The organism is Agromyces bracchium, from assembly GCF_009709675.1.
Taxonomy (GTDB): domain Bacteria; phylum Actinomycetota; class Actinomycetes; order Actinomycetales; family Microbacteriaceae; genus Agromyces; species Agromyces bracchium.
The window spans coordinates 54762-76502 of the sequence record NZ_WMLB01000023.1; the positions used below are offsets into that span (position 1 = coordinate 54762).

22 protein-coding genes and 1 pseudogene are annotated in these 21741 nt (G+C 71.4%); 5 read left to right on the forward strand and 18 right to left on the reverse strand.

The genetic code is table 11. The features are described from left to right. The first annotated feature begins 66 nt into the window (after positions 1-66). Positions 67-1449 carry an HNH endonuclease signature motif containing protein gene (locus GJ743_RS09785; protein ID WP_155051758.1) on the forward strand — a complete coding sequence of 461 codons (1383 nt, stop codon included), beginning with the start codon at positions 67-69 and terminating at the stop codon, positions 1447-1449. 164 nt (positions 1450-1613) lie between these two features. Then, on the forward strand, positions 1614-2276 hold the full coding sequence (locus tag GJ743_RS09790) for a hypothetical protein (RefSeq protein ID WP_155051759.1): 663 nt from the start codon (positions 1614-1616) through the stop codon (positions 2274-2276). A gap of 308 nt (positions 2277-2584) precedes the next feature. On the opposite strand, the gene GJ743_RS09795 is transcribed toward GJ743_RS09790, so the two are convergent. The 6 genes and pseudogenes from GJ743_RS09795 to GJ743_RS09815 all read right to left on the reverse strand — a co-directional run bounded on the left by GJ743_RS09795 (position 2585) and on the right by GJ743_RS09815 (position 7590). Continuing rightward, entirely contained in the window at positions 2585-2989 is a 405-nt protein-coding gene (locus GJ743_RS09795; protein ID WP_230386697.1) for a GIY-YIG nuclease family protein, read from the reverse strand. Positions 2990-3039: 50 nt separating this feature from the next. Further along, entirely contained in the window at positions 3040-4212 is a 1173-nt protein-coding gene (locus tag GJ743_RS09800; RefSeq protein WP_155051760.1) for a restriction endonuclease subunit S, read from the reverse strand. Continuing rightward, a complete protein-coding gene (locus tag GJ743_RS09805) occupies positions 4209-5717 on the reverse strand; it encodes a type I restriction-modification system subunit M (RefSeq protein ID WP_328289027.1) in 1509 nt (502 codons plus the stop codon). Before GJ743_RS09805 ends, GJ743_RS09800 begins: the two co-directional genes overlap by 4 nt. Before the next feature lie 134 nt (positions 5718-5851). Continuing rightward, positions 5852-6076, reverse strand: coding sequence for a hypothetical protein (locus GJ743_RS19565; RefSeq protein ID WP_230386698.1), 225 nt, complete (start codon positions 6074-6076; stop codon positions 5852-5854). Between the two features lie 276 nt (positions 6077-6352). Continuing rightward, positions 6353-6583: pseudogene (locus GJ743_RS20360) on the reverse strand (zinc ribbon domain-containing protein); the annotation flags it as partial. An 11-nt stretch (positions 6584-6594) separates the two neighbouring features. Then, positions 6595-7590 (reverse strand): NAD(P)-dependent alcohol dehydrogenase, encoded by a 996-nt coding sequence (locus tag GJ743_RS09815; protein WP_196216971.1) that lies wholly within the window; start codon positions 7588-7590, stop codon positions 6595-6597. A gap of 105 nt (positions 7591-7695) precedes the next feature. On the opposite strand from GJ743_RS09815, the gene GJ743_RS09820 reads away from it, so the two are divergent. Further along, complete coding sequence (locus tag GJ743_RS09820; RefSeq protein WP_155051764.1) at positions 7696-8163, forward strand: hypothetical protein; 468 nt, start codon at positions 7696-7698, stop codon at positions 8161-8163. Positions 8164-8170: 7 nt separating this feature from the next. Here GJ743_RS09820 and GJ743_RS09825 read toward each other — a convergent pair whose 3' ends face one another. Further along, positions 8171-9016, reverse strand: a complete 846-nt coding sequence (locus tag GJ743_RS09825) for a CPBP family intramembrane glutamic endopeptidase (RefSeq protein ID WP_328289028.1) — start codon at positions 9014-9016, stop codon at positions 8171-8173. Positions 9017-9103: 87 nt separating this feature from the next. Here GJ743_RS09825 and GJ743_RS09830 point away from each other — a divergent pair, with 87 nt between their 5' ends. Further along, positions 9104-10294, forward strand: coding sequence for a M4 family metallopeptidase (locus tag GJ743_RS09830; protein ID WP_155052001.1), 1191 nt, complete (start codon positions 9104-9106; stop codon positions 10292-10294). Between the two features lie 10 nt (positions 10295-10304). After that, the gene (locus tag GJ743_RS09835) at positions 10305-10715 is read left to right on the forward strand and encodes a protealysin inhibitor emfourin (RefSeq protein WP_155051765.1); all 411 of its coding nucleotides are present in this window, start codon (positions 10305-10307) and stop codon (positions 10713-10715) included. Here GJ743_RS09835 and GJ743_RS09840 read toward each other — a convergent pair. From GJ743_RS09840 to GJ743_RS09890, 11 genes are all read right to left on the reverse strand, one after another. Further along, positions 10684-11409 carry a lysoplasmalogenase gene (locus tag GJ743_RS09840; RefSeq protein ID WP_155051766.1) on the reverse strand — a complete coding sequence of 242 codons (726 nt, stop codon included), beginning with the start codon at positions 11407-11409 and terminating at the stop codon, positions 10684-10686. The genes GJ743_RS09835 and GJ743_RS09840 overlap by 32 nt on opposite strands. Positions 11410-11507: 98 nt before the next feature. Continuing rightward, positions 11508-12353 carry an anti-sigma factor gene (locus GJ743_RS09845; protein ID WP_196216972.1) on the reverse strand — a complete coding sequence of 282 codons (846 nt, stop codon included), beginning with the start codon at positions 12351-12353 and terminating at the stop codon, positions 11508-11510. Beyond that, positions 12334-12999, reverse strand: coding sequence for an RNA polymerase sigma factor (locus GJ743_RS09850; RefSeq protein ID WP_230386700.1), 666 nt, complete (start codon positions 12997-12999; stop codon positions 12334-12336). Before GJ743_RS09850 ends, GJ743_RS09845 begins: the two co-directional genes overlap by 20 nt. A 42-nt stretch (positions 13000-13041) precedes the next feature. Next, positions 13042-13740, reverse strand: a complete 699-nt coding sequence (locus GJ743_RS09855; protein WP_155051768.1) for a class F sortase — start codon at positions 13738-13740, stop codon at positions 13042-13044. 5 nt (positions 13741-13745) lie between these two features. Beyond that, positions 13746-14579 carry a DUF4397 domain-containing protein gene (locus GJ743_RS09860; RefSeq protein WP_155051769.1) on the reverse strand — a complete coding sequence of 278 codons (834 nt, stop codon included), beginning with the start codon at positions 14577-14579 and terminating at the stop codon, positions 13746-13748. Between the two features lie 177 nt (positions 14580-14756). Further along, positions 14757-15128 carry an FKBP-type peptidyl-prolyl cis-trans isomerase gene (locus GJ743_RS09865; protein ID WP_155051770.1) on the reverse strand — a complete coding sequence of 124 codons (372 nt, stop codon included), beginning with the start codon at positions 15126-15128 and terminating at the stop codon, positions 14757-14759. Between the two features lie 243 nt (positions 15129-15371). Next, positions 15372-15791: a DUF779 domain-containing protein gene (locus tag GJ743_RS09870; RefSeq protein WP_155051771.1), complete on the reverse strand. Its 420-nt coding sequence runs from the start codon at positions 15789-15791 to the stop codon at positions 15372-15374. A gap of 13 nt (positions 15792-15804) precedes the next feature. Further along, a complete protein-coding gene (gene exaC, locus GJ743_RS09875; RefSeq protein ID WP_155051772.1) occupies positions 15805-17328 on the reverse strand; it encodes an acetaldehyde dehydrogenase ExaC in 1524 nt (507 codons plus the stop codon). Positions 17329-17554: 226 nt separating this feature from the next. After that, a complete protein-coding gene (locus GJ743_RS09880; protein ID WP_328289029.1) occupies positions 17555-18844 on the reverse strand; it encodes a GAF domain-containing protein in 1290 nt (429 codons plus the stop codon). 73 nt (positions 18845-18917) lie between these two features. Then, on the reverse strand, positions 18918-20111 hold the full coding sequence (locus GJ743_RS09885) for a PrsW family intramembrane metalloprotease (protein WP_155051773.1): 1194 nt from the start codon (positions 20109-20111) through the stop codon (positions 18918-18920). Positions 20112-20120: 9 nt separating this feature from the next. Further along, a complete protein-coding gene (locus GJ743_RS09890) occupies positions 20121-21572 on the reverse strand; it encodes an FAD-binding oxidoreductase (RefSeq protein WP_155051774.1) in 1452 nt (483 codons plus the stop codon). Between the last annotated feature and the right edge of the window lie 169 nt (positions 21573-21741).

Consider the following 21741-nt stretch of genomic DNA (forward strand, 5'->3'; position numbering starts at 1 on the left):
ATGACCAGCGGTTTCGTGCCTCGCTTCGCCACCTCCAATGTCAGAGGGTCCTGATTGGATGGACCCATGCCAGCCATCCTCGACCTCCCCGCCGAACAGGCGCTCGAGTTCGAGTTGGCCGCGATCGTGAGCGCCGAGCAGCTGATCCGGCGGCTCCACGCCGACCGGTACCGGGCCGTCCAACGGGCGCGTGCACTCGCCACCGAGGTCGCGGGCATCACCGAGTCGAGCCGAGCGGGCGATCGCAACATGGCCACCCGGTCGTTCGTCGCCGAGCTCGCGACGACGCTCGGACAGCACGAGGCATCCGCCTCTCGGCTCGTCGCCGAGGCCGAGCGCCTGACCGGGCCGCGCATCGCGACGCTCGACGCGCTCGACGCCGGCGAGGTCGCGCCGACGCAGGTCCGTTCCGTGCTCGAGCTCACGCGCGGCGCGCCGGCCGAGGTCGCCGACGCCGTGGAACGGGTCGCGCTCGACGCGGCGGGCGCTGCCGTGGCCGACGGCGTCGTCTCGACGAACGCCGACGTGCGCCGCCGCATGCGGCGGGTCCGCGAGCGACTGATGCCCGAGCCACTCGTCGACCGGCGCGCCCGTGCCGCGGCCGACCGCCGTGTCTGCGTCGAGGCGGCCCCCGACGGCATGGCGTGGCTGAGCCTCTTCCTCGAGGCCGAGCGCGCGTTCGCGATCGAGCGGCGGCTCGACGTGCTCGCGAGCCGCGAGGCATCCGACGACCACCGCACGGGCGCGCAGCGCGCGACCGACCTCGCCGCCGACCTGCTGCTCTCCGGCACGCTCGTCGACGACCCGCGCACGCGCGACGTGGTCACCGGGCCGACCGGTGCGGTGCAGCCGCGGCTCAACGTGACCGTGCCGGTGCTCACGCTGCTCGGCCTCGACGACGAGCCCGCCGACCTCGAGGGCTACGGGCCGATCGATGCCGAGACCGCCCGCATCATCGCGGCGCACGCGCCGTCGATGCGGCGCATCCTCGTGCACCCCGAGACCGGCGCGACGCTCAGCTACGGGCGCGAGCACTACCGCGCGCCCGCCGACCTCGACGGCTTCGTGCGGGTTCGCGACGGGCAATGCCGGTTCCCCGGCTGCAACCGCCGCGCCGAGCGCGCCGACCTCGATCACACCCGGGCCTGGGCGCACGGCGGCAAGACCTGCTCCGCGAACCTCGCCGTGCTCTGCCGGCACCACCACCGGCTGAAGCACGAAGCGGGCTGGCGGGTCGCACTCGAGGCGAACGGCATCATGCGCTGGACCTCCCCCGCCGGCCACGTGCTGCGCACGACGCCGGAGCGGCGATTCGAGCCGGTCGGTGCGGGTGAGGGAGTTCACCCGCCCGATCCACCGGAACCGACCGATCCACCCGCCCCTGGGGCATCCGTCGATGCCGAAGTTCTGGAGTTGCTCGACTCCGACCTCGAACCGGCGCCGTTCTGACCGATCACTCCGACCGATCACGCTGACCGATCACGCTGACCGATCACGCAACGCGATGTCGGTGGGTCGTCGCATCCTGCTCTACTTGCCGTTCGCACGGTCGGCAGTCGCCCGGATGGAGCATCCGGATGCCACGGAACGGGCCGTGCGCCCAGGAGGACGACATGTCCGAGCACGAGAACGAGCACACGAACGAGCAGACGACGAAGACGGCTGCCGCGACCATCGCCGAACGCACGATCGAAGAGGCTGAGCAGCCACCGGGCGCGGAGACGACGCCGTCGCGCCGCCGCCTCGAGCGCACCACCCTGATCCTGCTCGGCGGACTCGCCGTCGCGATCGTGACGGCGGTCGTACTGGGCGTGGCGGTCGCGAACGCGAACCGCGAGCTCGCGGCATCCGAGGCCGAGACCGCCGAGCTGTCAGCGCAGGTGGCCGACCTGGAGACCGACCTCGAAGACGTGACCGCCTCACGCGATCAGTATCGCGATGACGCGAGCCGCGTCGCCGAGCGAGAGATCGAGGTTTCCAAGCGCGAGGACGAGGTCACGGCCCGCGAGGAGGCGATCACCGCCGAGGAGGAGCGCGTCGCCGCGACGACGCTGCTCGACGGGTTCGCGTACACCGTCGGCCAGACGATGGAGGCCGGCACGTACGAGGCGAACGCGACCGGCGGCACCTGCTACTGGGAGATCACGACCACCGGTTCGAACTACTCCGACATCGTCGACAACGACCTCGGCACGCGCGGCGTGATCCGCGTCACGGTCTCGGCCGGGCAGGACTTCTCGTCGCAGCGATGCGGCGACTGGCGCAAGGTGGGGTGAGCTCGGTGAATCAGCGAGAGGACATGATCCAGGCGCTCATCGTGTGCCGGAACGGCCACGAGCATCGTGTCTGCGTCCCGGCGCTCTCTCCGGGCGTGCCGCACCCGCTGCGGTGCCCGCACGCGCAGCACGGCGGTGGTGGTGGCGCGGTGAGCTGCCTTCCCGCGGAACTGGCGTATCTCGTCGATCGCGAGCTCCGCGAGAACCGGTCGGAATCGATTCGGCGGGGGTTCGTGCTCGTTCGGGTCTGAGCGAATCAGTACACGTGTGCTGCGGCGGGAGGGGCCGAGTATGGACCGCTCGGCCGCTCAGCCGGAGCGTCCGCTCTTGCGGTTCGCGAACGGCAGGGCGCCGTGGGTTGCCGCGAACTCCGCGAGCATCGCCGATTCGACGGACTCGGGGTCGTCGTCGGGCGTCTCGCGCCAGCCGACGAGCAGGTGGGCGCTGTCGGCGAGCTGCCAGATCATGCGGCCGCCCCAGTGGCCGACCGGCGTGCCTTCGCCGTGGCGGCGATACTGCGAGAGCCGCGTCCGAAGGCTCGTCGCCTTCCCGATGTAGATGACGGATGTCTCGCCCACCCACCGCCGTTCGAGCTCGTCGACCGGCAGCGACGGATCCTTGCCCTTGAACCACCCGGCCGGGCTCACGTCGAGGAACTCCGGCACGGCCCTGCTCGGACGACTGACGACGTACACGCCCGGGCCGATCGGCACGCCGGCAGTCGAAAGCTCGGCGAACGGGACGAATTCGGAGAAGCCGTCGATCACAACTCGCCCCGGAACGCGCGGTGCTGGAGGGCGGAGAAGAGGGAGTCGAGTTGACGAAGTTGCAGCAGCTTGGCACGCGCAACATCGCGAGTCCGCGCAAGATCAGAAACGAATGCGCGCTGCTCGACCACGGGTGGCGTGGGGATCAACATGGTTCGGCAATATGGCACACCGAGATGCTTCACCGTGCTTCCAGACGCGTTCTCGGCGAATCGTCGTTGCATGAGCGGCGACATCAGTGCAGCGACTAGGAAATCCGGCAGCAGTCGCGACTCATCAGTTCTGTAAAGCATGAGACGCTGCCCGAGAAACACGTTCTCGTCCGTCCGAAGCACCGCGGCTTCCCCGGCGGGAGCTTCGCGGGTGAATATCACGTCACCAGCGCGAGGTCGAACTCGACGCGTCCAAACCGCGAAGACGTCCTCCTCGACGAACCTGACCTTCGAAACGTCTACGGCGCGATTCCGGACGTTCGTGGTTCGAAGCATCTTGAAATCGGTCGGGCCGTCAACCGTCGTCGCCGTCTTGTTCACGCAATCGACCGCCAGATCGCAAAGCTCATTTACTGGATGCTCCGGAAACCGATGATGCCCAGTGGCGTCCCAGAAGCGTGTTTCGAAGTCCGCCTCTGCATGCTCATCGAGCAGCGACGACGCAGCACGAACCTTCGCGCGAAGGGCGTCGGCCTCGTCGAGGATGGCGGCAATGCGGCGCTGTTCGGACAGGGGTAGGAGGGGAACTTCCAACCGTCGAACGAACTCAGCCGGAACACGCTTCTGGCCAGCGCTACCGGTCATCTGACGTTCACCGGCGACTCGCACGCGTGGAGACCGGAGGAAGTGCAGCAAGTAGCGCGGATCGACCGCTTCGGGCTTCGGCCGGACCACGTGGAACTCGGTCGACCCGAAGCCGACCTCCCGCCGAATTTCTGCCTGCGCGATCTTCCCGTTCTCGAAGCAGGGCGTGATCTTCGCGACGAGCAGGTCACGGTCTTGGAAGGCGGTGTACCCCTTGCGGACTTCGGAGTAGGCCCGCACCGTCCCCTCGGTTGTGAGTCCTTCTTCAGATACGTCAGCCATGCCGAGGAATGCGACCTCATAGTCGTCGTCAATCCCCCGCACCATTCGAGGATTGACAAGCGCCACTTCCTCCAGACGCACCGTGCTCACGCCGCATCCGCCTTACCGGTCGCCAACATCCCCCGAAGCCGCTTCAGCCCCTCCGCGATCTCCACTTCGAGCGCATCGAGCTCATCCAGGATCTCCTCCGGACTGCGGTGCTCGACCTCTTCGTGCTCGATCTCCTTGTACCGGTTGATCGACAGGTCGTAGCCATTCTCGACGATCTCCTGCTTCGGCACGAGGAAGCTCTGCGCGGTGCGGCGGCGGTCGGCCTCGCCATCCCGGTTCTGCCAGCGGGTGAGCACATCGGGCAGGTCGTTCGCCTCGATCGGCGTGCGCTTGTCGTCGAGCGTGAACCCGTCGGCACGCACGTCGTAGAACCAGACGTGGTCGGTGCCGCCCGAGCTCGTCTTGGTGAAGAACAGGATCGCCGTCGAGACGCCGGTGTAGGGCTTGAAGGTGCCGCTCGGCAGCTTCACGACGGCGTCGAGCTTGTGGTCCTCGACGAGCATCTTCCGCAGGCTCTTGTGTGCGTTCGACGAGCCGAAGAGCACGCCGTCGGGCACGATCACGGCCGCTCGTCCGCCGTTCTTCAGGAGCTTGACCATGAGCGCGAGGAAGAGCAGCTCGGTCTTCTTCGTCTTGACGACCTGGAGCAGGTCCTTCGCGGTGGTCTCGTAGTCGAGGCTGCCGGCGAACGGCGGGTTCGCGAGCACGAGCGTGTAGTCCTCGGTCGCCGGGTGGCCCTCGGCGAGCGAATCCGCACGCTCGATGACCGGCTCCTCGACACCGTGGAGCAGCATGTTCATGCTCGCGATGCGAGCCATCGCGGCATCGGAGTCGTAGCCCGTGAACGCCTTGGTGTTGAAGAAGTCGCGCTTCGCGTCATCCGCGAAGATCTCGTCTTCGTAGTGCTCGCGCAGGTACTCCTCGGCCATGACGAGGAAGCCCGCGGTGCCGGCCGCCGGGTCGATGATGCGGTCGGCCGGGGTCGGCGCGGTCATGTCGACCATGAGCTTGATGATGTGACGGCTCGTGCGAAACTGGCCGTTCTGCCCGCTCTGCGAGAGCTTGGCAAGCATGTACTCGTAGATGTCGCCCTTGGTGTCGCGATCCTCCATCGGGATCTCGGCGAGCAGGTCGACGACCTTCGCGAGGAGCGCCGGGGTCGGGATCGTGAACCGCGCGTCCTTCATGTTGCGCGCGTAGCTCGAGCCCTCGCCGCCCATGCGACGCAGGAACGGGAAGACGTGCTCCCCCACGATCTCGAACATCTCCTGCGGCGAGCGGTTCGTGAACGCGCTCCAGCGCAGGTCGTCGTACGGGCGCGGCATCCGGCCCGTGTCATCCATGCCATCGGGGAAGACCCGGCGTTCCATCGGCTTGCCGGTGCGATTCGCCTTGCGCTCCTCGCGCGTGTGGATCTCGTCGAGCCGGCGGATGAAGAGCAGGTACGTGATCTGCTCGATCACCTCGATCGGATTCGCGATACCGCCCGACCAGAACGCATCCCAGACCCTGTCGACCTTGGAGCGGAGTTCACCCGTGACCACTGTTGCGTCGCCGTCCTTCCGTTGCCGCGGCTGCCGTGCCGCAGTCTTCGAGTCTGGCAGACCCGTCGATCGCCGTAGTGCATCAGCGAATCTTGCGTTCAGCGGCTCGCGTCACGCATCGCGATTAACCCGAACTAGAAGGCCGTCTCAGTCCCAACACGTGCGCAGACGCCGTAGCGATCGAACACGAGGTTGATCTGCCACGACCCAGTCCAGAGACTCGTTCGCCCCCAGACCGAGGAACGGATGCCATCACGCGACATGTCGACCATCGGAATACCGGCGATAGAAGCGATCTCGTTGAAGTGCCGGCCGATCAACGTGCCCATGGCCACGAATTTCTGATCGATCCTGCTCAACGGACGTGGGTCCCTTGGGAAGGGCCCGGGATAGGGGAAGTACGCCCAGACACAGTCAGCCGGCACAAGCTCGTCTGGGGTTGGCGGCCGAACCGACGGATCGAACGGTCGGCGCGCCTCAAGTGCTTCCGGCGAGGTTGCCTCTACCGTGATGCTCTTCTCAGTCTGCGCTGGATCGGAGAGCGAGCCCATGCGAACTCGGCGCTCGTCAGGCCGAAGAGTGACCACTGCTATGGAACTCGCGGATGAAACGGCGTCGAGACGCTGTCGTGCCGAACCGCAGCCCGGACAGTAGTTTGCATCGCTGGGCAACGGCACGCCGCAATTCGTACAGAACATCACGGCCGAGAGTATCGAGGATCGTCCGCCTAGCGCGTGAGCAGTCGCGCGTGGCGGTTGTTGGGACCAGCTCGCCCTTCTCGGCTGGAATCCGCGATGGCGTGCTCGGGCTCGGGCGAACACGATCGGTGGCCCCGGCTCGCCAGATACGTAGTCCGAGGGTGGCATTCAGCTGGACGCTACGGCGCGATCACGAGCTTCCCGTGCACCGTGCCCGCGCCGATCCGCGCGAGCGCTTCGGGTGCGCGCTCGAGCGGCAGCACCTCCTCGATGACCGGGGCGAGGGCGCCGGATGCCACGAGCTCGCCGAGCTCGTCGAGACCGCCGTTCGGCTTCGCCGCGAGCAGGCGGAACGTGCGGCCCTCGGCATCGGGTCGCCCGGCGGTCGCCGCGACTCGGGCGATCGCGCGCAGACGACCGCCGACGATGACGAACCGGCCGCCAGGCCGAAGCGCTCGGCGGTACTCGGCGAGCGGACGACCCGCGATGAGGTCGACGATCACGTCGAAGCGACCGGAACCCGACTCGGCCGATCCTGCCGCCTCGGCGAACAGCCCGTCAGCGGCATCCGCCTCGACCGTCTCGGTCGCTCCCAGGTCGCGGAGCATCCCGAGCTTCGCGCCTCGATCGACGGCGACCACCTCGCCCGCTCCGAGATGCCGGGCGAGCTGCACCGCGATCGTGCCCGCACCGCCGCCGGCCCCGATGATGAGCACGCGCTCACCGGCGCGAAGCGCCGCCACGTCGACGAGTGCCTGCCAGGCGAGCCCGCCCGCCTGCGGGATCGCCGCGGCCGCGATCGGATCGAGTCCCGCAGGCCGACGGCGAAGGGCAGCGGCATCCGTCGCGACGAACTCGGCGAACCCGCCCCAGCCCGCCTCCGAGAGATCGCCCCAGACCGCGTCGCCCACGGCGAAGTCGGCGGTCCCGTCGCCACCCGGGCCGACCGCGACGACCTCGCCCGAGACATCCGCCCCCAGCACCGGGTGCGCCGGCCGGCGCGGCGCGACGATCCGCGCCAGGACCCCGCCGCGGAGCAGGTCCCAGTCCCACGAGTTGACTGACGACGCCACGACCCGAACGAGCACCTGGCCGGGCCCGGGCGCCGGAACCGGCGCATCGACGAGCCGCAACCGGTCGGGGCCGCCGTACCGCTCGTACCGCACCGCACGCATGGCGCGAAGCATATCCGTTGCCGGCGGCGCCGGATCCTGCGGCGCGTGCGACCATGGAATCGAGAGATCCGGATCGATCCGGATCGATCCGGAGTTCGCGATCCGATGGCCGACATCCCACGACGAACCGACGAGCGCACGGGCCTCCCGCCGCGCCGGGTCACCGCGGCCGTGCTGGCGATCGGCGCGGTCGCACTCGCGATCGCGGGGATCGTCGCCCTCGGCGAGACCGTCTCCCGGGCGATCACGTCGACCTCGCCGGTCGCGGCGACCGTCGTGGGCGAGTACACGGAGGACCACCTCGTGGCCGACCGGCGCGGCAGCCGGTACGCGCCGTTCCGGTACGTGATCGTCGAACTGCCCGACGGGACCACCGCCGACGTGCAGAGCGACGACCTCGCCGTCGGGGCGGACGCCGAGGTCTATCGCAGCGGCACAGGTGACGTGTTCGAGACGCCGCCCCAGGCCCCCGGCGCGATCGAGTGGGCGGTGTGCGCCTCCGCCGTCGCCGGCGCGATCGCGCTGGGAGCGGGCTCGGTGCGGGCGATGGTGCCCTCGCGGCGGCGGGACTGAACCCGCGCTACCCCGCCGGCACCAGCGGGAAGATCGCCGGCCACCCGTTGTGCGCGTACACGATCACGCAGAACACGACGGCGTCGAACAGCAGGTGCACGACCAGCACGTACGTCAGCGACTTCGTGAGCTTGAACGTGTAGCCCTGGATGAGTGCGAACGGGATGGTCAGCAGCGGCCCCCACGACTGGTAGCCCAGCTCCCAGAGGAACGAGACGAAGACGATCGCCTGGAGCAGGTTCGCCTGCCAGGTCGGGAAGTGCCGGCGCAGGAGCGCGAACACCGTGCAGATGAAGAACAGCTCGTCCCACGTGCCGACGGCGTTCACGCCGACGAAGAGTCGCGCGATCTCATTCGGCTCGGTCACGGTCGGCCAGTTCTGGTAGACGCCCGAGGTGATGAAGTAGAAGGGCAGGATGAGCCAGCCCGCGATGGTCACGACGATGAGGTAGAGCCACTGCGTGCGCGTCCATCGCCGGCCCGTCCGCCACGGGAAGCGGATCGTGCGTTCGCGGTACAGGAACCGCGAGATGAGGAACGGCACCGCGACCGCGGCCCCGAGGACGACCGCGAAGCGCACGATCGCCTCGTTCGAGAGCTCGGCCTCGAGCGAGATCGTCGAGATGATCGCCTGGCCGATCGCGATGAGCGCGAGGTCGGGCAGCAACCGCTCGGTGCGACCCGACCGGTCGACGAGCCACGCGATCACCAGCCCGACGACGAGCATCGCGTACCCGGGCGGGCGCAGCTGGAACCCGAACAGCAGCACCGCGGCCGAGCACACGAGCACGGCCGGGATGAGCGCGATCGGGTGGGTGCGCACTTCGGAGGGAGCGGCGACGGCGGCGGTCACCCTTCAAGCTTGTCATGTGCATGTCCACTGTCCGGCGGGGCGCTCCGACCTGTCGGCGGCGCATGCCAGCATCGACCCATGACCCGGATGCCGCAGCCACCCGCTCCGCGCGACCCCGACGCCCGCACGTTCGCGCGTGCCCGCGCCCGCGCGGGCATCGTCCCGCCCTACCTCCTGTTGCGGATCGCGGCCGCGGAGGAGCACTACGACGTCGCGGCCGACGCCGCCCGCCGCTCGCTGCTGCGCGACGAGCCCATGCGCGAGCTTCGCGTCGAGGGCGCGCACCCCGGGCTGCTGCCGCACGAGCACACGCGGTCGACGACCCTCGAGGGCGAACGCCCGGGCGGGGCCGTCGCCGAGGGCGAGGGCGCTCCGGGAGCCGCGGATCACGGTGTCGCCGCTCCGGCGCCCGCACCCGACCGCCGCATCTCCGACGCCGAGGGCGCCGAGTCGCTGCCCGGGCGGCTCGTCCGCACCGAGGGCCGCCCGCCGACGGGCGATGAGGCGGTCGACGATGCCTACGACGGCCTCGGCGAGGTCTGGGCGCTCTTCGAGCGGGTCTACGGGCGCGACGCGATCGACGGCGAGGGCGCGCCCCTCGAGGCGACCGTGCACTTCGGCGACCGCTACGACAACGCCTTCTGGGACGGCGAGCGGATGGTCTTCGGCGACGGCGACGGCGAGGTGTTCCGCGGATTCACCCAGTCGCTGTCGGTCATCGGCCACGAGCTCGCGCACGGGGTCACCGAGCTGACCGCGCGCCTTCGCTACCGCGACCAGTCGGGCGCGCTGAACGAGCACGTCTCCGACGTGTTCGGCGCGCTCACCGAGCAGTACGCGATGGGACAGGATGCCGACGCGGCGACGTGGCTCATCGGCGAGGGCGTCTTCACCGAGCTCGTGCAGGGCCGTGCGCTGCGCTCGATGCTCGAACCCGGCACCGCCTACGACGACGACGTGCTCGGCCGCGACCCGCAGCCGGCGCACCTGCGCGACTACATCGAGACTGACGCCGACAACGGCGGCGTGCACCTCAACTCCGGCATCCCGAACCGCGCGTTCGCACTCGCGGCCGTCGAGCTCGGCGGCTTCGCGTGGGAGCACGTCGGCCGCATCTGGTACGACACGCTGACCGGCGGCACGCTGAGGCCGAACGACGGGTTCACAGCGTTCGCGGCGGCGACGCTCGCCGCGGCGCGAGACCGCTACGGCGAGGGTTCGCGCGAGGCCGCGGCCGTCGCGAACGGGTGGAACGCCGTCGGAGTCGAAGCGGAGTAGCATCCGGAACATGGAGGTCGAGGTCGTCCGAAGCGGAGGGATCGCCGGACTGCGGCTCACGTGGACCGTCGAGGTCGAGGACCAGCCCGACCCCGAGGAGTGGGTGCTCCTCGTCGAGCGCCTTCCGTGGAGCGAAACGCCGCCCGGCCCGCCGGAGCCCGACCGGTACACCTACCGGATCCGCTGCGAACCGCATGAGGCGACGCTCGCCGAGCGCCAGGTGACCGGACCGTGGCGCGACCTCGTCGACCGCGTCCGCGACGTGGCCGAACCCGAGCGAGGGCGACCGGATGCCGCGGGGCGGGCCGCGCCCGAGGCCGAGAACGAGGCCGAGAACGGGGCCGAGGCCAAGACCGGGTCTGCGCCCGAGAACGCGCCCGCGCCCGCGACTACCGACCCTGAGCGCTCACCCGACGCGTGAGCACGCCGAACGCGATGAGTCCCTGTGCGGCCAGGTAGGTCGACATGACGACGAGGTCGTGCGCCGCGAACTCGTAGCCGGGCAGGAACCGCCCGAGCGCGAGCACCGAGTCGGAGACCACGAAGAGCGCACCGCCGAACGCCACGGCCCCGCCGAGGCCGCCCGCGAGCGCGGCCATCGTGCCGAGCACCGCACCGTAGACCGCGACCGGGACGAGGAGCCCGCCGAGCCCCGGCGCGAGGAGGGCCAGGAAGGCCGCGAACCACGCGACGTACGCGAGCGCCCACCACGGCAGCCGGCGACCGGCCGCGGGCAGCCGCACGAACAGCACGACGTACGCGACGTGCGCGGCGAGGAACGAGAGCAGGCCGGCCACGAACCATCCGTCGCCCGACCCCGTCAGCAGCGCGTCGCCGCCCCACGACAGTATGAGCGCCGTGATGAGCAGCCACGTCGTCGCGGACGCGCGCGGCCGCGCGACGAGCACGGCGACGACGAGCGCGGGCATGAGCAGCAGCTTCGTCGCGGTGACGGCCGCGCCGTCGACCCCGCCGACGAGCACGACGAGGTGCACGAGGCTCAGCAGCACGTACGGCGCGAAGGCCACGAGCAGCCTCCGGCGATCGGCCCGAGCGAGCGGGGCGGGCGGGAGCAGGGCCTCGTCGCGCACGGGCGCGGGGGCGGAAGGGGTCACGTCGTCGTGCCTCTCGGGAGCGTGGATCGGGTCATGGGCAATCTACCGGCTCGCAATCCACCGGCTCGCAGACCGCTGACTCGCCGCGCGACCGACCCTCACGCCGCCCTGAGCTCGCCGCGCACGATCGAGTCGCCGGAGTGCGCCGGATCGCCGTCGACCGGCTCGGCCGAGACATCCACCAGCGGGTACTCGTCGAGGTCGATGCCGGCGGGCACGACGAGCCGCGCCGTGTCGCCGTCCATCAGGCCGAGGCTGACGAGGCCCGAGGCGTCAGACCGGATGAGCCACACCTCGCGCACCTCGCCGGCGGGAACCTCCGCGGCGAGATCGACGAGGAGCGTGCGCTCGCCCGCGGCATCCTCCTCGACCGTGGCGGTGCCGACGGCGTCCCACCCGGGGAAGGCGTCGAGTTCGGCGTTCGCGAGCACGGTCGTGGCCGAACCCCCGCCCGCGCCGCCGATCGCGACGCCGATGCCGATGCCCGCGACGAGGCCGACGACCGCGGCCGCTGCGGCGATCGGCCACCAGCGCCGACGAGCACGTGCGCTCCCGGTCGCGAGCTCGGGGGTGCGTGCACGGCTCGGGGGAACGTGCTGCTCCGAGCGCACGGCCGTCAGTGCGTCGGCGGCCCGCTCTGCCGACGCCGCCACGGCCGCCGACGAGGCGGGTTCAGGCGACACGACCGCGCCCGCCGAGGCGAGCGGGTCGCCCGCGAGCTCCGGCGCGAGTCCGAGCTCGCCGTGGATGCGCTCCCAGACGGCCGGGGGCGGGGGCTCGAGGTCGTCGGCCGGGCCGTCGCGCCCGAGTTCGACGGTTCGCGCGAGCGCCGCGTACTCGGCCGCGCAGGTCTCGCAGGCCTCGAGGTGGGCGCGGACTGCGGCCTCGGGCGCGGCGCCGTCGAGTGCCAGCACGGCGAGCTCCTCAGGCTCGATGTGGTCCATCATCCACCTCCCATCGTGATCTCAATCGCTGCAGACTTCGTCGGACATGGCTCTTCACGGTCCCGATCGGCAGGCCCGTCGCCTCGGCGATCTGCGAGTGGCTCAGCTGGTCGTAGAACGCCAGCCGCATGACCCGCCGCGGCACCGGCTCGAGCCGGTCGAGCTCCTCGGCGACCATGGCGCGCTCCGCGAAGTCGTCGTCGGCCCCGGTCGTGGCGGCGACGGATGCCTCGGCGACGAGACTCTCCTCGAGGCGCCTGGCGCGTGAGCGGGCCTCGTGCGCGTCGGCGATGCGATGCTTCGTGATGCCGACGATCCACGCGCTGAGCGTCGAGCGCGACGCGTCGAACGTGGCCCGGCCGCGCCACGCGGCGAGGTAGACCTGCTGCGTCACGTCCTCTGCGTCGGTGCGATCGCCGAGCGAACGCAGGGCGAGCCGGAACACGAGCGGGGACCAGCGTGCGTACGCCTCGCGGAGCGCCCGTTCATCACCCGCGGAGAACTGCTCCGCGAGGGCTCGGTCGTCGAGGGTGTCGAAGGCGATCGGGCTCACCGTGCGGCGTTCACCCCTTCGTCGGCCGGACCGGGACCGCACGTCGATCATGACGAGCGGCGGCGCCGCGATCGTCGACTGCGGCGTGGGCATCAGCATATCGAGCACTCCCTCCCGTCCGGGTCGCATCCACGGTCACGTCGGAATCGCGGTCACGACGAGGTTGCTGAGGTACCGGCGCGCCTCGTAGTCGAACGCACCGCCGCAGGTGACCAGCGTGAGCCGTGGTCCGCCCGATCGGTCGAACGCGGCATCCCAGTCGACGTCGGCCTTCTCGGTGACCTGCGACGACTCGACGGCGTACGCGTGGCGCGTGCCCGCGGCATCCGTCACGAACACCGCCGTGCCGGCCGCCGCGTCCTTCAGGCGCGCGAAGGGCAGGACGCGGTACTCGAGCGAATCGACGTGGGCCGCGATCACGGTCGAGCCGGCCTCCGATCCCGGCGCCGGCCCCCAGCGATACCACGCGGCGATCGCCGGATCGTCGAAGAGTCCCATGCGACCGTCGGCGTCGAGGCCGACCGGCTCGACGCGCATGTCGATGCCGAGATCGGGCACCTCGATCCGCACCGGCGCCGGCGGTGCCACGAGGCGGTTGGCGTCGAGCGATGCCGACCGCCGCGGCACGTCGGGTATGGCGGAGACCTGGCCCGCAGCCGCGGGCCGTGCCCCGGGAAGGGCGGAGGGCGACGGCGTCGCCGCCGAGGCGGACGCCTCGACGCCCGCCGGCTCGGCCTCCCCCGGCGCGACCGCGCAGCCGGCGAGGAGGGCGAGCACGGCGGCGGCCGCGACCGGGGACCCGAACACCCCGGCCGCGACCGCCTTCCCCCGCATGGCGATCAGCGCTCGGCCTTCGCCGCCACGACCTTGCGGGCCGCGACGACTGCGAGTGCGATCGCCGAGAGGACCGCGATTCCCCCTGCGGCCCACAGGCCGAACACGCGCTCCGGCGAGTTCGTCGCGACGAGACCCGCTGCGCCGGCCGGGACGCCGTCGGGGCTCGAGTGCATGCCGGTCACGGTCTGCACGGCGAGCTCGAGGGTGTCGTCCTCGAGGCTGCCCCAGGCGTAGACGATCGTGAGCGTGCCCTCGGCGACGTCGACGGGAGCCGGGCCGAGCACCGGGTCGGTCGTGCCCGCGGCGGCGACCGAGGCCTCGACGGTGCCTGCCGGCAGGTCGAGCGACTGCTCGTTCGGGTTCTCGAGGCCCGTGATCACGGCCTCGCCCCCGGCCAGCACGTCGACCGCGGGTGCCGCTGCGACGTGGCGCACGGTCAACCGGCCCTCGCCGGCCGCGATCTCCGAGACGTCGTTCGTGAAGAGGTTGGCGGTCGGGTTGCCCTCGGCGTCGAGGTTCGCGACCGCCGTGTAGTTCCCACCGGCCTCGAGCGGCAGGTCGACCGGGCCGATCACGGGCTCCGAGGCGTCGGCGGCGTCCGCCGCGGTGATGGCGACGGTGTAGGTGCCCGTGGCGAGTTCGAGCGGGCCGGCGAGGTCGCCGGGCTCGAAGTCGTCGAGTGTCAGCTCGTCGTTGACGTACACGTCGACGGTGAGGCCGGGGACTCCGTGCAGCACGGAGAGCATGGCCGCGTCCTCGGCGGCGTTCGCGGGCGCGAGCCCGCCGAGCGCGACGAGCGCTCCGACGCCGATGCCGGCGGCGACGATCTTCTTCATGGTGTCCTCCTGGTCGTTCCCGCGGTTCGCGGGGCGGATCTTGCCTGACACCACTTCCTTCCGATCGACCCGCCCGATCGGATGCACATGCATGGAGAATTCCTCGCGCGGACACGACGACGGCCGGCGCCCCGTGGGGTGCGCCGGCCGTCGTGCCGTGCGGTGCTGGGACTCGGGTCAGCTGACGCCGAGCAGGTCGATCACGAAGATCAGGGTCTTGCCCGAGAGCGGGTGACCGCCGCCGGCGGCGCCGTAGGCCTTCTGCGGCGGGACGGTGAGCTTGCGGCGCCCGCCGACCTTCATGCCGGGGATGCCCTCCTGCCAGCCGGCGATGAGCGCCTGCAGCGGGAAGTTGATCGACTGGCCGCGGCTCCACGACGAGTCGAACTCCTCGCCCGAGTCGTACTCGACGCCGAGGTAGTGCACGTCGACCGTCGAGCCGGGTGCCGCCTCGGGGCCGTCGCCCACGACGATGTCCTCGATGACGAGCTCGACGGGAGCCGGACCCTCGGGAGCCTCGACCTCGGGCTTGCTGTTCGTATCAGTCATGGGTCCATCCAAACGGATGCCGCGTGCGCGTTCAATCCGGGACACCCGTCCATGCGGGTCTTGTGCTGACGGCGAACACGTTGCAGTCTGTAGCCCTAAAGAGCTCGTCGCCCCGGAGTGCTGTCGGCTGAGGCCACACCGCGGGGCGACGAGTTTCTTCGTGTACGGCGGCCGTGGGCCGCCGCGACGAGGAAGGGGCAGGCGGCGGAAACGCCGCCCCGCGGGGTGGAGCTGGGAGGCGGCTCACTCCTCCATGAGGCGCGAGCGGATGAGGAAGCGGACGCCCTCCGGCGCCTCGAGCGAGAAGCCGCTCCCCCGGCCCGGCACGACGTCGACCGTGAGGTGCGTGTGTCGCCAGTACCGGAACTGCTCGGCCGACATCCAGAACGGCACGACCCGGCCCGAGCCGAGGTCGAGTTCGCCGAGCAGCACGTCGGCGGCGCTCGTGGCGAAGTCGCCCGCCGGGTAGCACATCGGGGCGCTGCCGTCGCAGCATCCGCCCGACTGGTGGAACATCAGCGGCCCGTGCTTCGCCCACAGCGTCGCGAGCAGGACGCTCGCCGCGGGCGTGAGCTCCACCCGCGGCGAGATGTCCCCCGGCACCGTGACCGACGCGACCACGCGTGCGGCGAGCGCCGCGACATCCGTCGTCTCGATCGTCATGGCCGGTTCCCGATCAGAAGTACCCGAGCGGGTTCTCGCTGTAGCTGACCAGCAGGTTCTTGGTCTGCTGGTAGTGCGACAGCGCCTCCTTGTTGTTCTCGCGGCCGATGCCGGAGGACTTGTAGCCGCCGAACGCCGCGCCCGCGGGGTAGGCGTGGTAGTTGTTCACCCACACCCGGCCTGCCTGGATGTCGCGGCCTGCGCGGTACGCCTCGTTGCCGTTGCGGCTCCAGACGCCGGCGCCGAGGCCGTAGAGCGTGTCGTTCGCGATGCGGATCGCGTCGTCGTAGTCCTGGAAGCTCGTGACCGCGACGACCGGCCCGAAGATCTCCTCCTGGAAGAGCCGCATGCGGTTCTCGCCCTCGAAGATCGTCGGCGCGACGTAGTAGCCCTCGCTGAGGTCGCCGCCGAGGTCGACACGCTCGCCGCCGAGCAGCAGCTTCGCGCCCTCCTTCTTGCCGATGTCGATGTAGCTCAGGATCTTCTCGAGCTGGTCGTTCGAGGCCTGCGCGCCGACCTGCGTCTCGGTGTCGAGCGGGTTGCCCTGCCGGGCGAGCTTCGTCCGCTCGATCGCGTCGTCGAGGAACGTGTCGTAGATCGACTTCTGGATGAGCGATCGGCTCGGGCACGTGCAGACCTCGCCCTGGTTGAAGGCGAACAGGCTGAAGCCCTCGAGCGCCTTCTCGTAGAACGAGTCGCGGCGGTCGGCGACCGACTCGAAGACGATGTTCGGGCTCTTGCCGCCGAGCTCCACCGTCGAGGGGATGATGTTCGCCGACGCGTACTGCAGGATGAGCCGGCCCGTCGTGGTCTCGCCCGTGAACGCGATCTTGCGGATCCGGTTCGAGGACGCGAGCGGCTTGCCGGCCTCGACGCCGAAGCCGTTGACGACGTTGAGCACGCCCGCCGGGAGCAGGTCGGCGATGAGCTCGACGAGCACGAGGATCGAAACGGGCGTCTGCTCGGCGGGCTTCAGCACGACCGCGTTGCCCGCGGCGAGCGCGGGGGCGAGCTTCCACACGGCCATCAGCAGCGGGAAGTTCCACGGGATGATCTGGCCGACGACGCCGAGCGGCTCGTCGAAGTGGTAGGCGACGTTGTCCTCGTCGAGCTGCGTGAAGCTGCCCTCCTGCGCGCGGATGAGGCTCGCGAAGTAGCGGAAGTGGTCGCTCGCGAGCGGCAGGTCGGCGTTCAGCGGTTCGCGGATCGACTTGCCGTTGTCCCAGGTCTCGGCGACCGCGAGCAGCTCGAGGTTCTGGTCGATGCGGTCGGCGATCGCGTTCAGGATGGCGGCGCGGTGCGCGGTGCTCGTTCGGCCCCAGGCCGGCGCGGCCTTGTGCGCCGCGTCGAGCGCGGCCTCGATGTCGGCCGCGGTGCCGCGGGCGACCTCGGCGAACGGCCTGCCGTTGACCGGCGAGATGTCGTCGAAGTAGGCGCCCTCGACGGGCTTCACCCACTCGCCGCCGATGAAGTGCTCGTAGCGCGGCTTGAACTGGATCAGTGCGCCGGCGGTGCCGGGCGCGGCGTACACGGTCATCGTGTCTCCTCGTGACGTCGTCGTCATGCCCTCGGAGTGGGGCGTGCGCCACGCTACGGAGACGGGCGTTGCGGCCCGGTTGCCCGAGGGTTGCAGGAGGGTTGCAGTCAGCGCAGGGTTGCAGTCAGCGCAGGGTTGCAGTCAGCGCAGGGTTGCAGTCAGCGCAGGGTTGCAGACAGCGCAGGGTTGCAGACAGCGCAGGGTTGCAGTCAGCGCAGGGTTGCAGTCAGCGCAGGGCCGCGTCGATGCGCTCGAGGTGCGCGACGACCGACGCGCGACGCGGCGACCGCGGAGGCAGCACCTCGAGGAGCGCCCGCCAGAGCTCGGCGTCGTAGCGGTGCTCGTCGCGCTCGGCGAACTCGGCGAGGAGCTCGGGCGAGGCGTCGGCGAGCATCGACTCGCGCAGGCGGCCCGCGAGTTCATCGCGGAGCTCGACGATGCCCGGCGCCACCGAGGCGGGCAGGAGCGGCCCCGGGTACTGCTCGAGCGCCTTGCGGAGCGACCCCTGGGCGGCGAGCCTCGCCACGCGGGCGGCGTCGACGTCGAGCTCGCGCGCGAGACGGTACGGCCGCGATTCGAGCGGGGGCTCGCCCGCAGCCTCGAGCACCCGTCGGAGCCGCGTGACCTCGGCGCGGAGCGTCACGGGCGAGGCGTCGCCCTCGTACACGAGCGCCGCGAGCCGCTCGGCGCCGATGCCGTGCGGGTGCCACGCGAGCAGGGTCAGGATCTCCGCGTGCCGCGGGCTCAGCTCGTGGGCACCGAGGCGCGGTCGCTGCACCCCGAGCACCGTGAGCAGCGTGCGCGGAGTGGGCACCGGGCGCATGCGCGAGCGGCGGATGGTGGCGTGGACGCTCGACTCGAGGTTCGCGATGCGCAGCTCGGCCTCGACGGCGGCGACCGTCGCCGAGACGAGCGAGAGCGTGTGCGGGGCGACGGCGAGGTCGGTGCCCGTGATGTCGATGACGCCGAGGAGGGCGCCGGTCGCGGGGTCGTGCACCGGCGCGGCCGTGCAGCTCCAGGGGTGGACGATGCGGTTGTAGTGCTCGGCGCCGCGGATCTGCACCGCCCGATCGAGCTGCAGCGCGGTGCCAGGGGCGCTCGTGCCGATGCTCGCCTCCGACCAGTCGGCGCCCGCGACGAAGAGCATGTCCTCGGCACGGCGCCGCAGGTGCGGGTCGCCCTCGACGAAGAGCAGCCGCCCCTGGGCGTCGCCGACGGCGACCACCAGCCCGGCGTCTTCCGTGCCGTCGACGAGCAGGCGACGGATGACGGGCATCACGGGTGCGAGGGCGTGCGAGGCGCGGTACGCGCGGAACTCGTCCTCGTCGAGCTCGATGCGGGGCAGCGCCCGATCGGGGTCGATGGCCCCTCGAATGGCGCGCTCCCACGATTCACGCACGACGGGGCGGAGGCTGAGGGGCACGACGCCCGTGGCGAGGGCGTCCTCCTGGGCGCGCAGCAGCCGATCGCGCAGGGCGCCGGGGTCGCCCTGCGGCACCTCGTTCGGCTTGGGCACGCCGTCTCCGATCGCCGTCGATCACCTCGCGGTTGCGGCAAGCATAGACCGGTCGGTGGTGCGGCGCGCCTGCTCAGGCCGAGATCGCGGCGCGGTCGCGCGCGACGGCGTCGAGGAGGGCCTGCTCGTCTGCATGTCGGCGCACGTCGGCTCGGCCGGTCGCGATGACGTTCCGGGTGAAGGCCAGCCTCGTGGCATCCGCGATGAACCGCTGGACCTCGGCGGTGCGCGGCGGCTGCTGCGCACGAGCCCAGGCGAGCGCGGCCCGCCGGCCGGGCCACGTCGAGAGGCCGTCGACCTCGTCCTGGCTGAACCACCCCGCGGCCGCGTACTCGGCGAGCCGCCGGCGGGTCACGCGCTGCTCCTCGCGCCGGAGGAGCACGGTCACGACGATCGCGGCGATGAAGATCGGCACCTGCACGGTGAAGTACAGCGCGAAGGCGTCGGCGAAGGCGAGCGAGCCGTTCCAGAACGCGTGCAGCAGGATGGCGGCGACGAGGCCGACGAGGAACCACGCGATGACGCCCGCACCGCGTCCGCGTCGGGCGGCGAAGCCGATCGCGACGCCCGTGCACGCCGTGAACAGCACGTGCGCGAACGGGGAGAAGAGCCCGCGGATGATGAAGGTCGTGCCGAGCTCGCCCGCGCCGCCCTCGATGAGCGCGACGCCGAAGTACAGGATGTTCTCGGTGAAGGCGAAGCCGGCGGCGACCGTCGCCCCGTAGACGAGCCCGTCGACCGGGCCGTCGAAGTGCGACCGGGCGAGCAGGAAGATGAGGAGCACCCCGGCGCCCTTCGCGAGCTCCTCGACGATCGGCGCCTGCACGACGGCCTGCAGCGCCTCGTCGGTGCTCGCGCCGTCGGGCGAGGTGAAGGCGGCGAAGAGCTGCACGCCGAGGTCGACGACGAGCGCGATCGCGACCGACACCGCGGCGCCCCAGAGGAACGCGAGCCAGAGCGCCCAGCGCGGCTCCGGCTCCCAGCGGTCGATCCAGCGGACCGCGAAGAGGACGATGGCCAGCGGCACCAGCGCGACGAGCGTGCCGACGGCGACGACGGAGGCGCCGAGCGAGACGGCGAGGTAGCCCGCCACGAGCAGCGCGACGAGGCCCGCGACGGCGATGAGCGCGATGATCGCCGCGCCGGCGCCGAGGCCCGTGCGCGCACGCCCGGGAGGGCGATGCGCGAAGGCGGGATCGCCGGAGGGCGGTCCGGCCGGGTTCAGGTGCCCGTAGGGATCGGCGGGCGGCGGAGGCGTCAGGCTCACGGCGGAAGCCTAGCGATCCGCACCGTCGCCGGGCGGGAACATCACGCCCGGGTTCAGGATGCCGGCCGGGTCGAACACCGCCTTGATCCGGCGCTGCAGGTCGACCGACGCGTCGCCGAGCTCCTCGGCGAGCCAGCGGCGCTTCAGCACGCCGACGCCGTGCTCGCCCGTGAGCGTGCCGCCGAGGCGCACCGCGGCGCGGAACAGCTCGTCGGCGGCGGCCCAGATGTGCTCGGGCACCTCGTCGCCCTCGAACACGAAGTTCGGGTGCAGGTTCCCGTCGCCCGCGTGCGCGAGCGTCGGGATCTCCACGCCGTAGTGCGCGCCGATCCGCGCGATCTCGCGGAACATCTCCGGCAGCTTCGAGCGCGGCACCGCGACGTCCTCGATGAGGACGTTCCCGCGCGAGGCGAGGGCCGGGTGCATGGCGCGGCGGATGTCGAGGAGGCGCTCGCCCGTCGCGGCATCCGTCGACCGCTCGACCCGCCCGCCCGCCTCGGCGAACACGCGCGCGATCACGTCCGCCTCCGCCGCGGCGTCCCCCGCGTCGCACTGTGCGAGGAGGAACGTCTCGCCGGGCGCGAAGTCGGCGAGCGGCGTGCCCGCGAGCGCGTCGGTGCCGAGGTGCTCGGCGACGCGCGCGAGCCCGACGGGGTCGATGAGCTCGAGGATCGCCGGGCGGACCCGGGCCGCGGCGACGCCCCCGACGGCGACGCCCGCCGACTCGACGTCGGGGAAGGCCGCGGCGACCGTCTCGATCGCCCCGTGCACGACCGGGCGCAGGCGCAGGGTCGCCTCGACGATCACGCCGAGCGTGCCCTCGGAGCCCGTCAGGAGCGCGGTCAGGTCGTAGCCGGTCACGCCCTTGACGGTCCGGTGCCCGGTGCGCAGCAGCGAGCCGTCGGCGAGCACGACGGCGAGGCCGAGCACGCTCTCGCGGGTCACGCCGTACTTCGCGCACAGCAGCCCGCCGGCGTTCGTGGCGATGTTGCCGCCGATCGACGAGATCGCGCGGCTCGCGGGATCGGGCGCGTACCAGAGCCCGCGCTCGCGCGCGGCGCGATCGAGGTCGCCGTTCAGCACGCCGGGCTCGACGACCGCGAGCTCGTCGACGTCGTCGATCTCGAGGATCCGGTCCATGCGCGAGAGGTCGAGCACGATCGAGCCGCGGCTCGAGATCCCGCCGCCGGCGAGCCCGGTCCCCGCGCCGCGCGGGACGACGGGCGTGCCGGTGGCGCTCGCGATGCGCATGAGCTCCTGCACCTCCTCGACGGATGCCGCAAGCACGAGTGCCGCGGGCGGCGCGTCGCTGCGCCATCCCGAGCGGTCCTCGCGCACCGCCTCGAGGGCCGGGCCGTCGAACGCGGCGCGGTCGCCGAAGGCCGCTGCGAGGCGCGCACGCACGTCGGCCGTCGAGGAATCGGGGATGCGGGCGGCGGGTGGCGGCGCGTCGGTGGGCATGGGCTCCAGCGTACCGACGCAGTGATGTCCGATTTCCGCTATGCAAGGTCGGGGGCGGATGCGACGCTGGAAGCGTGACCCCGACCGCCACCGCCGTCCCGCCCGCAGGCTCAGCCGCAGCCGCAGCCGCGGACCCGCTCGCCGACCCGGTCTTCGCCGAGCGGTACCG

What these genes read in the sequence shown, in the direction of transcription:
- GJ743_RS09785 (WP_155051758.1), top strand. Translation starts at nt 67, where the DNA reads ATGCCAGCCATCCTCGACCTCCCCGCCGAACAGGCGCTCGAGTTCGAG.
- GJ743_RS09790 (WP_155051759.1), top strand. Translation starts at nt 1,614, where the DNA reads ATGTCCGAGCACGAGAACGAGCACACGAACGAGCAGACGACGAAGACG.
- GJ743_RS09815 (WP_196216971.1), bottom strand. Translation starts at nt 7,590, where the DNA reads ATGCGTGCGGTGCGGTACGAGCGGTACGGCGGCCCCGACCGGTTGCGG.
- GJ743_RS09820 (WP_155051764.1), top strand. Translation starts at nt 7,696, where the DNA reads ATGGCCGACATCCCACGACGAACCGACGAGCGCACGGGCCTCCCGCCG.
- GJ743_RS09830 (WP_155052001.1), top strand. Translation starts at nt 9,104, where the DNA reads ATGCCGCAGCCACCCGCTCCGCGCGACCCCGACGCCCGCACGTTCGCG.
- GJ743_RS09835 (WP_155051765.1), top strand. Translation starts at nt 10,305, where the DNA reads ATGGAGGTCGAGGTCGTCCGAAGCGGAGGGATCGCCGGACTGCGGCTC.
- GJ743_RS09845 (WP_196216972.1), bottom strand. Translation starts at nt 12,353, where the DNA reads ATGGACCACATCGAGCCTGAGGAGCTCGCCGTGCTGGCACTCGACGGC.
- GJ743_RS09850 (WP_230386700.1), bottom strand. Translation starts at nt 12,999, where the DNA reads ATGCCCACGCCGCAGTCGACGATCGCGGCGCCGCCGCTCGTCATGATC.
- GJ743_RS09855 (WP_155051768.1), bottom strand. Translation starts at nt 13,740, where the DNA reads ATGCGGGGGAAGGCGGTCGCGGCCGGGGTGTTCGGGTCCCCGGTCGCG.
- GJ743_RS09860 (WP_155051769.1), bottom strand. Translation starts at nt 14,579, where the DNA reads ATGAAGAAGATCGTCGCCGCCGGCATCGGCGTCGGAGCGCTCGTCGCG.
- GJ743_RS09865 (WP_155051770.1), bottom strand. Translation starts at nt 15,128, where the DNA reads ATGACTGATACGAACAGCAAGCCCGAGGTCGAGGCTCCCGAGGGTCCG.
- GJ743_RS09870 (WP_155051771.1), bottom strand. Translation starts at nt 15,791, where the DNA reads ATGACGATCGAGACGACGGATGTCGCGGCGCTCGCCGCACGCGTGGTC.
- exaC (WP_155051772.1), bottom strand. Translation starts at nt 17,328, where the DNA reads ATGACCGTGTACGCCGCGCCCGGCACCGCCGGCGCACTGATCCAGTTC.
- GJ743_RS09890 (WP_155051774.1), bottom strand. Translation starts at nt 21,572, where the DNA reads ATGCCCACCGACGCGCCGCCACCCGCCGCCCGCATCCCCGATTCCTCG.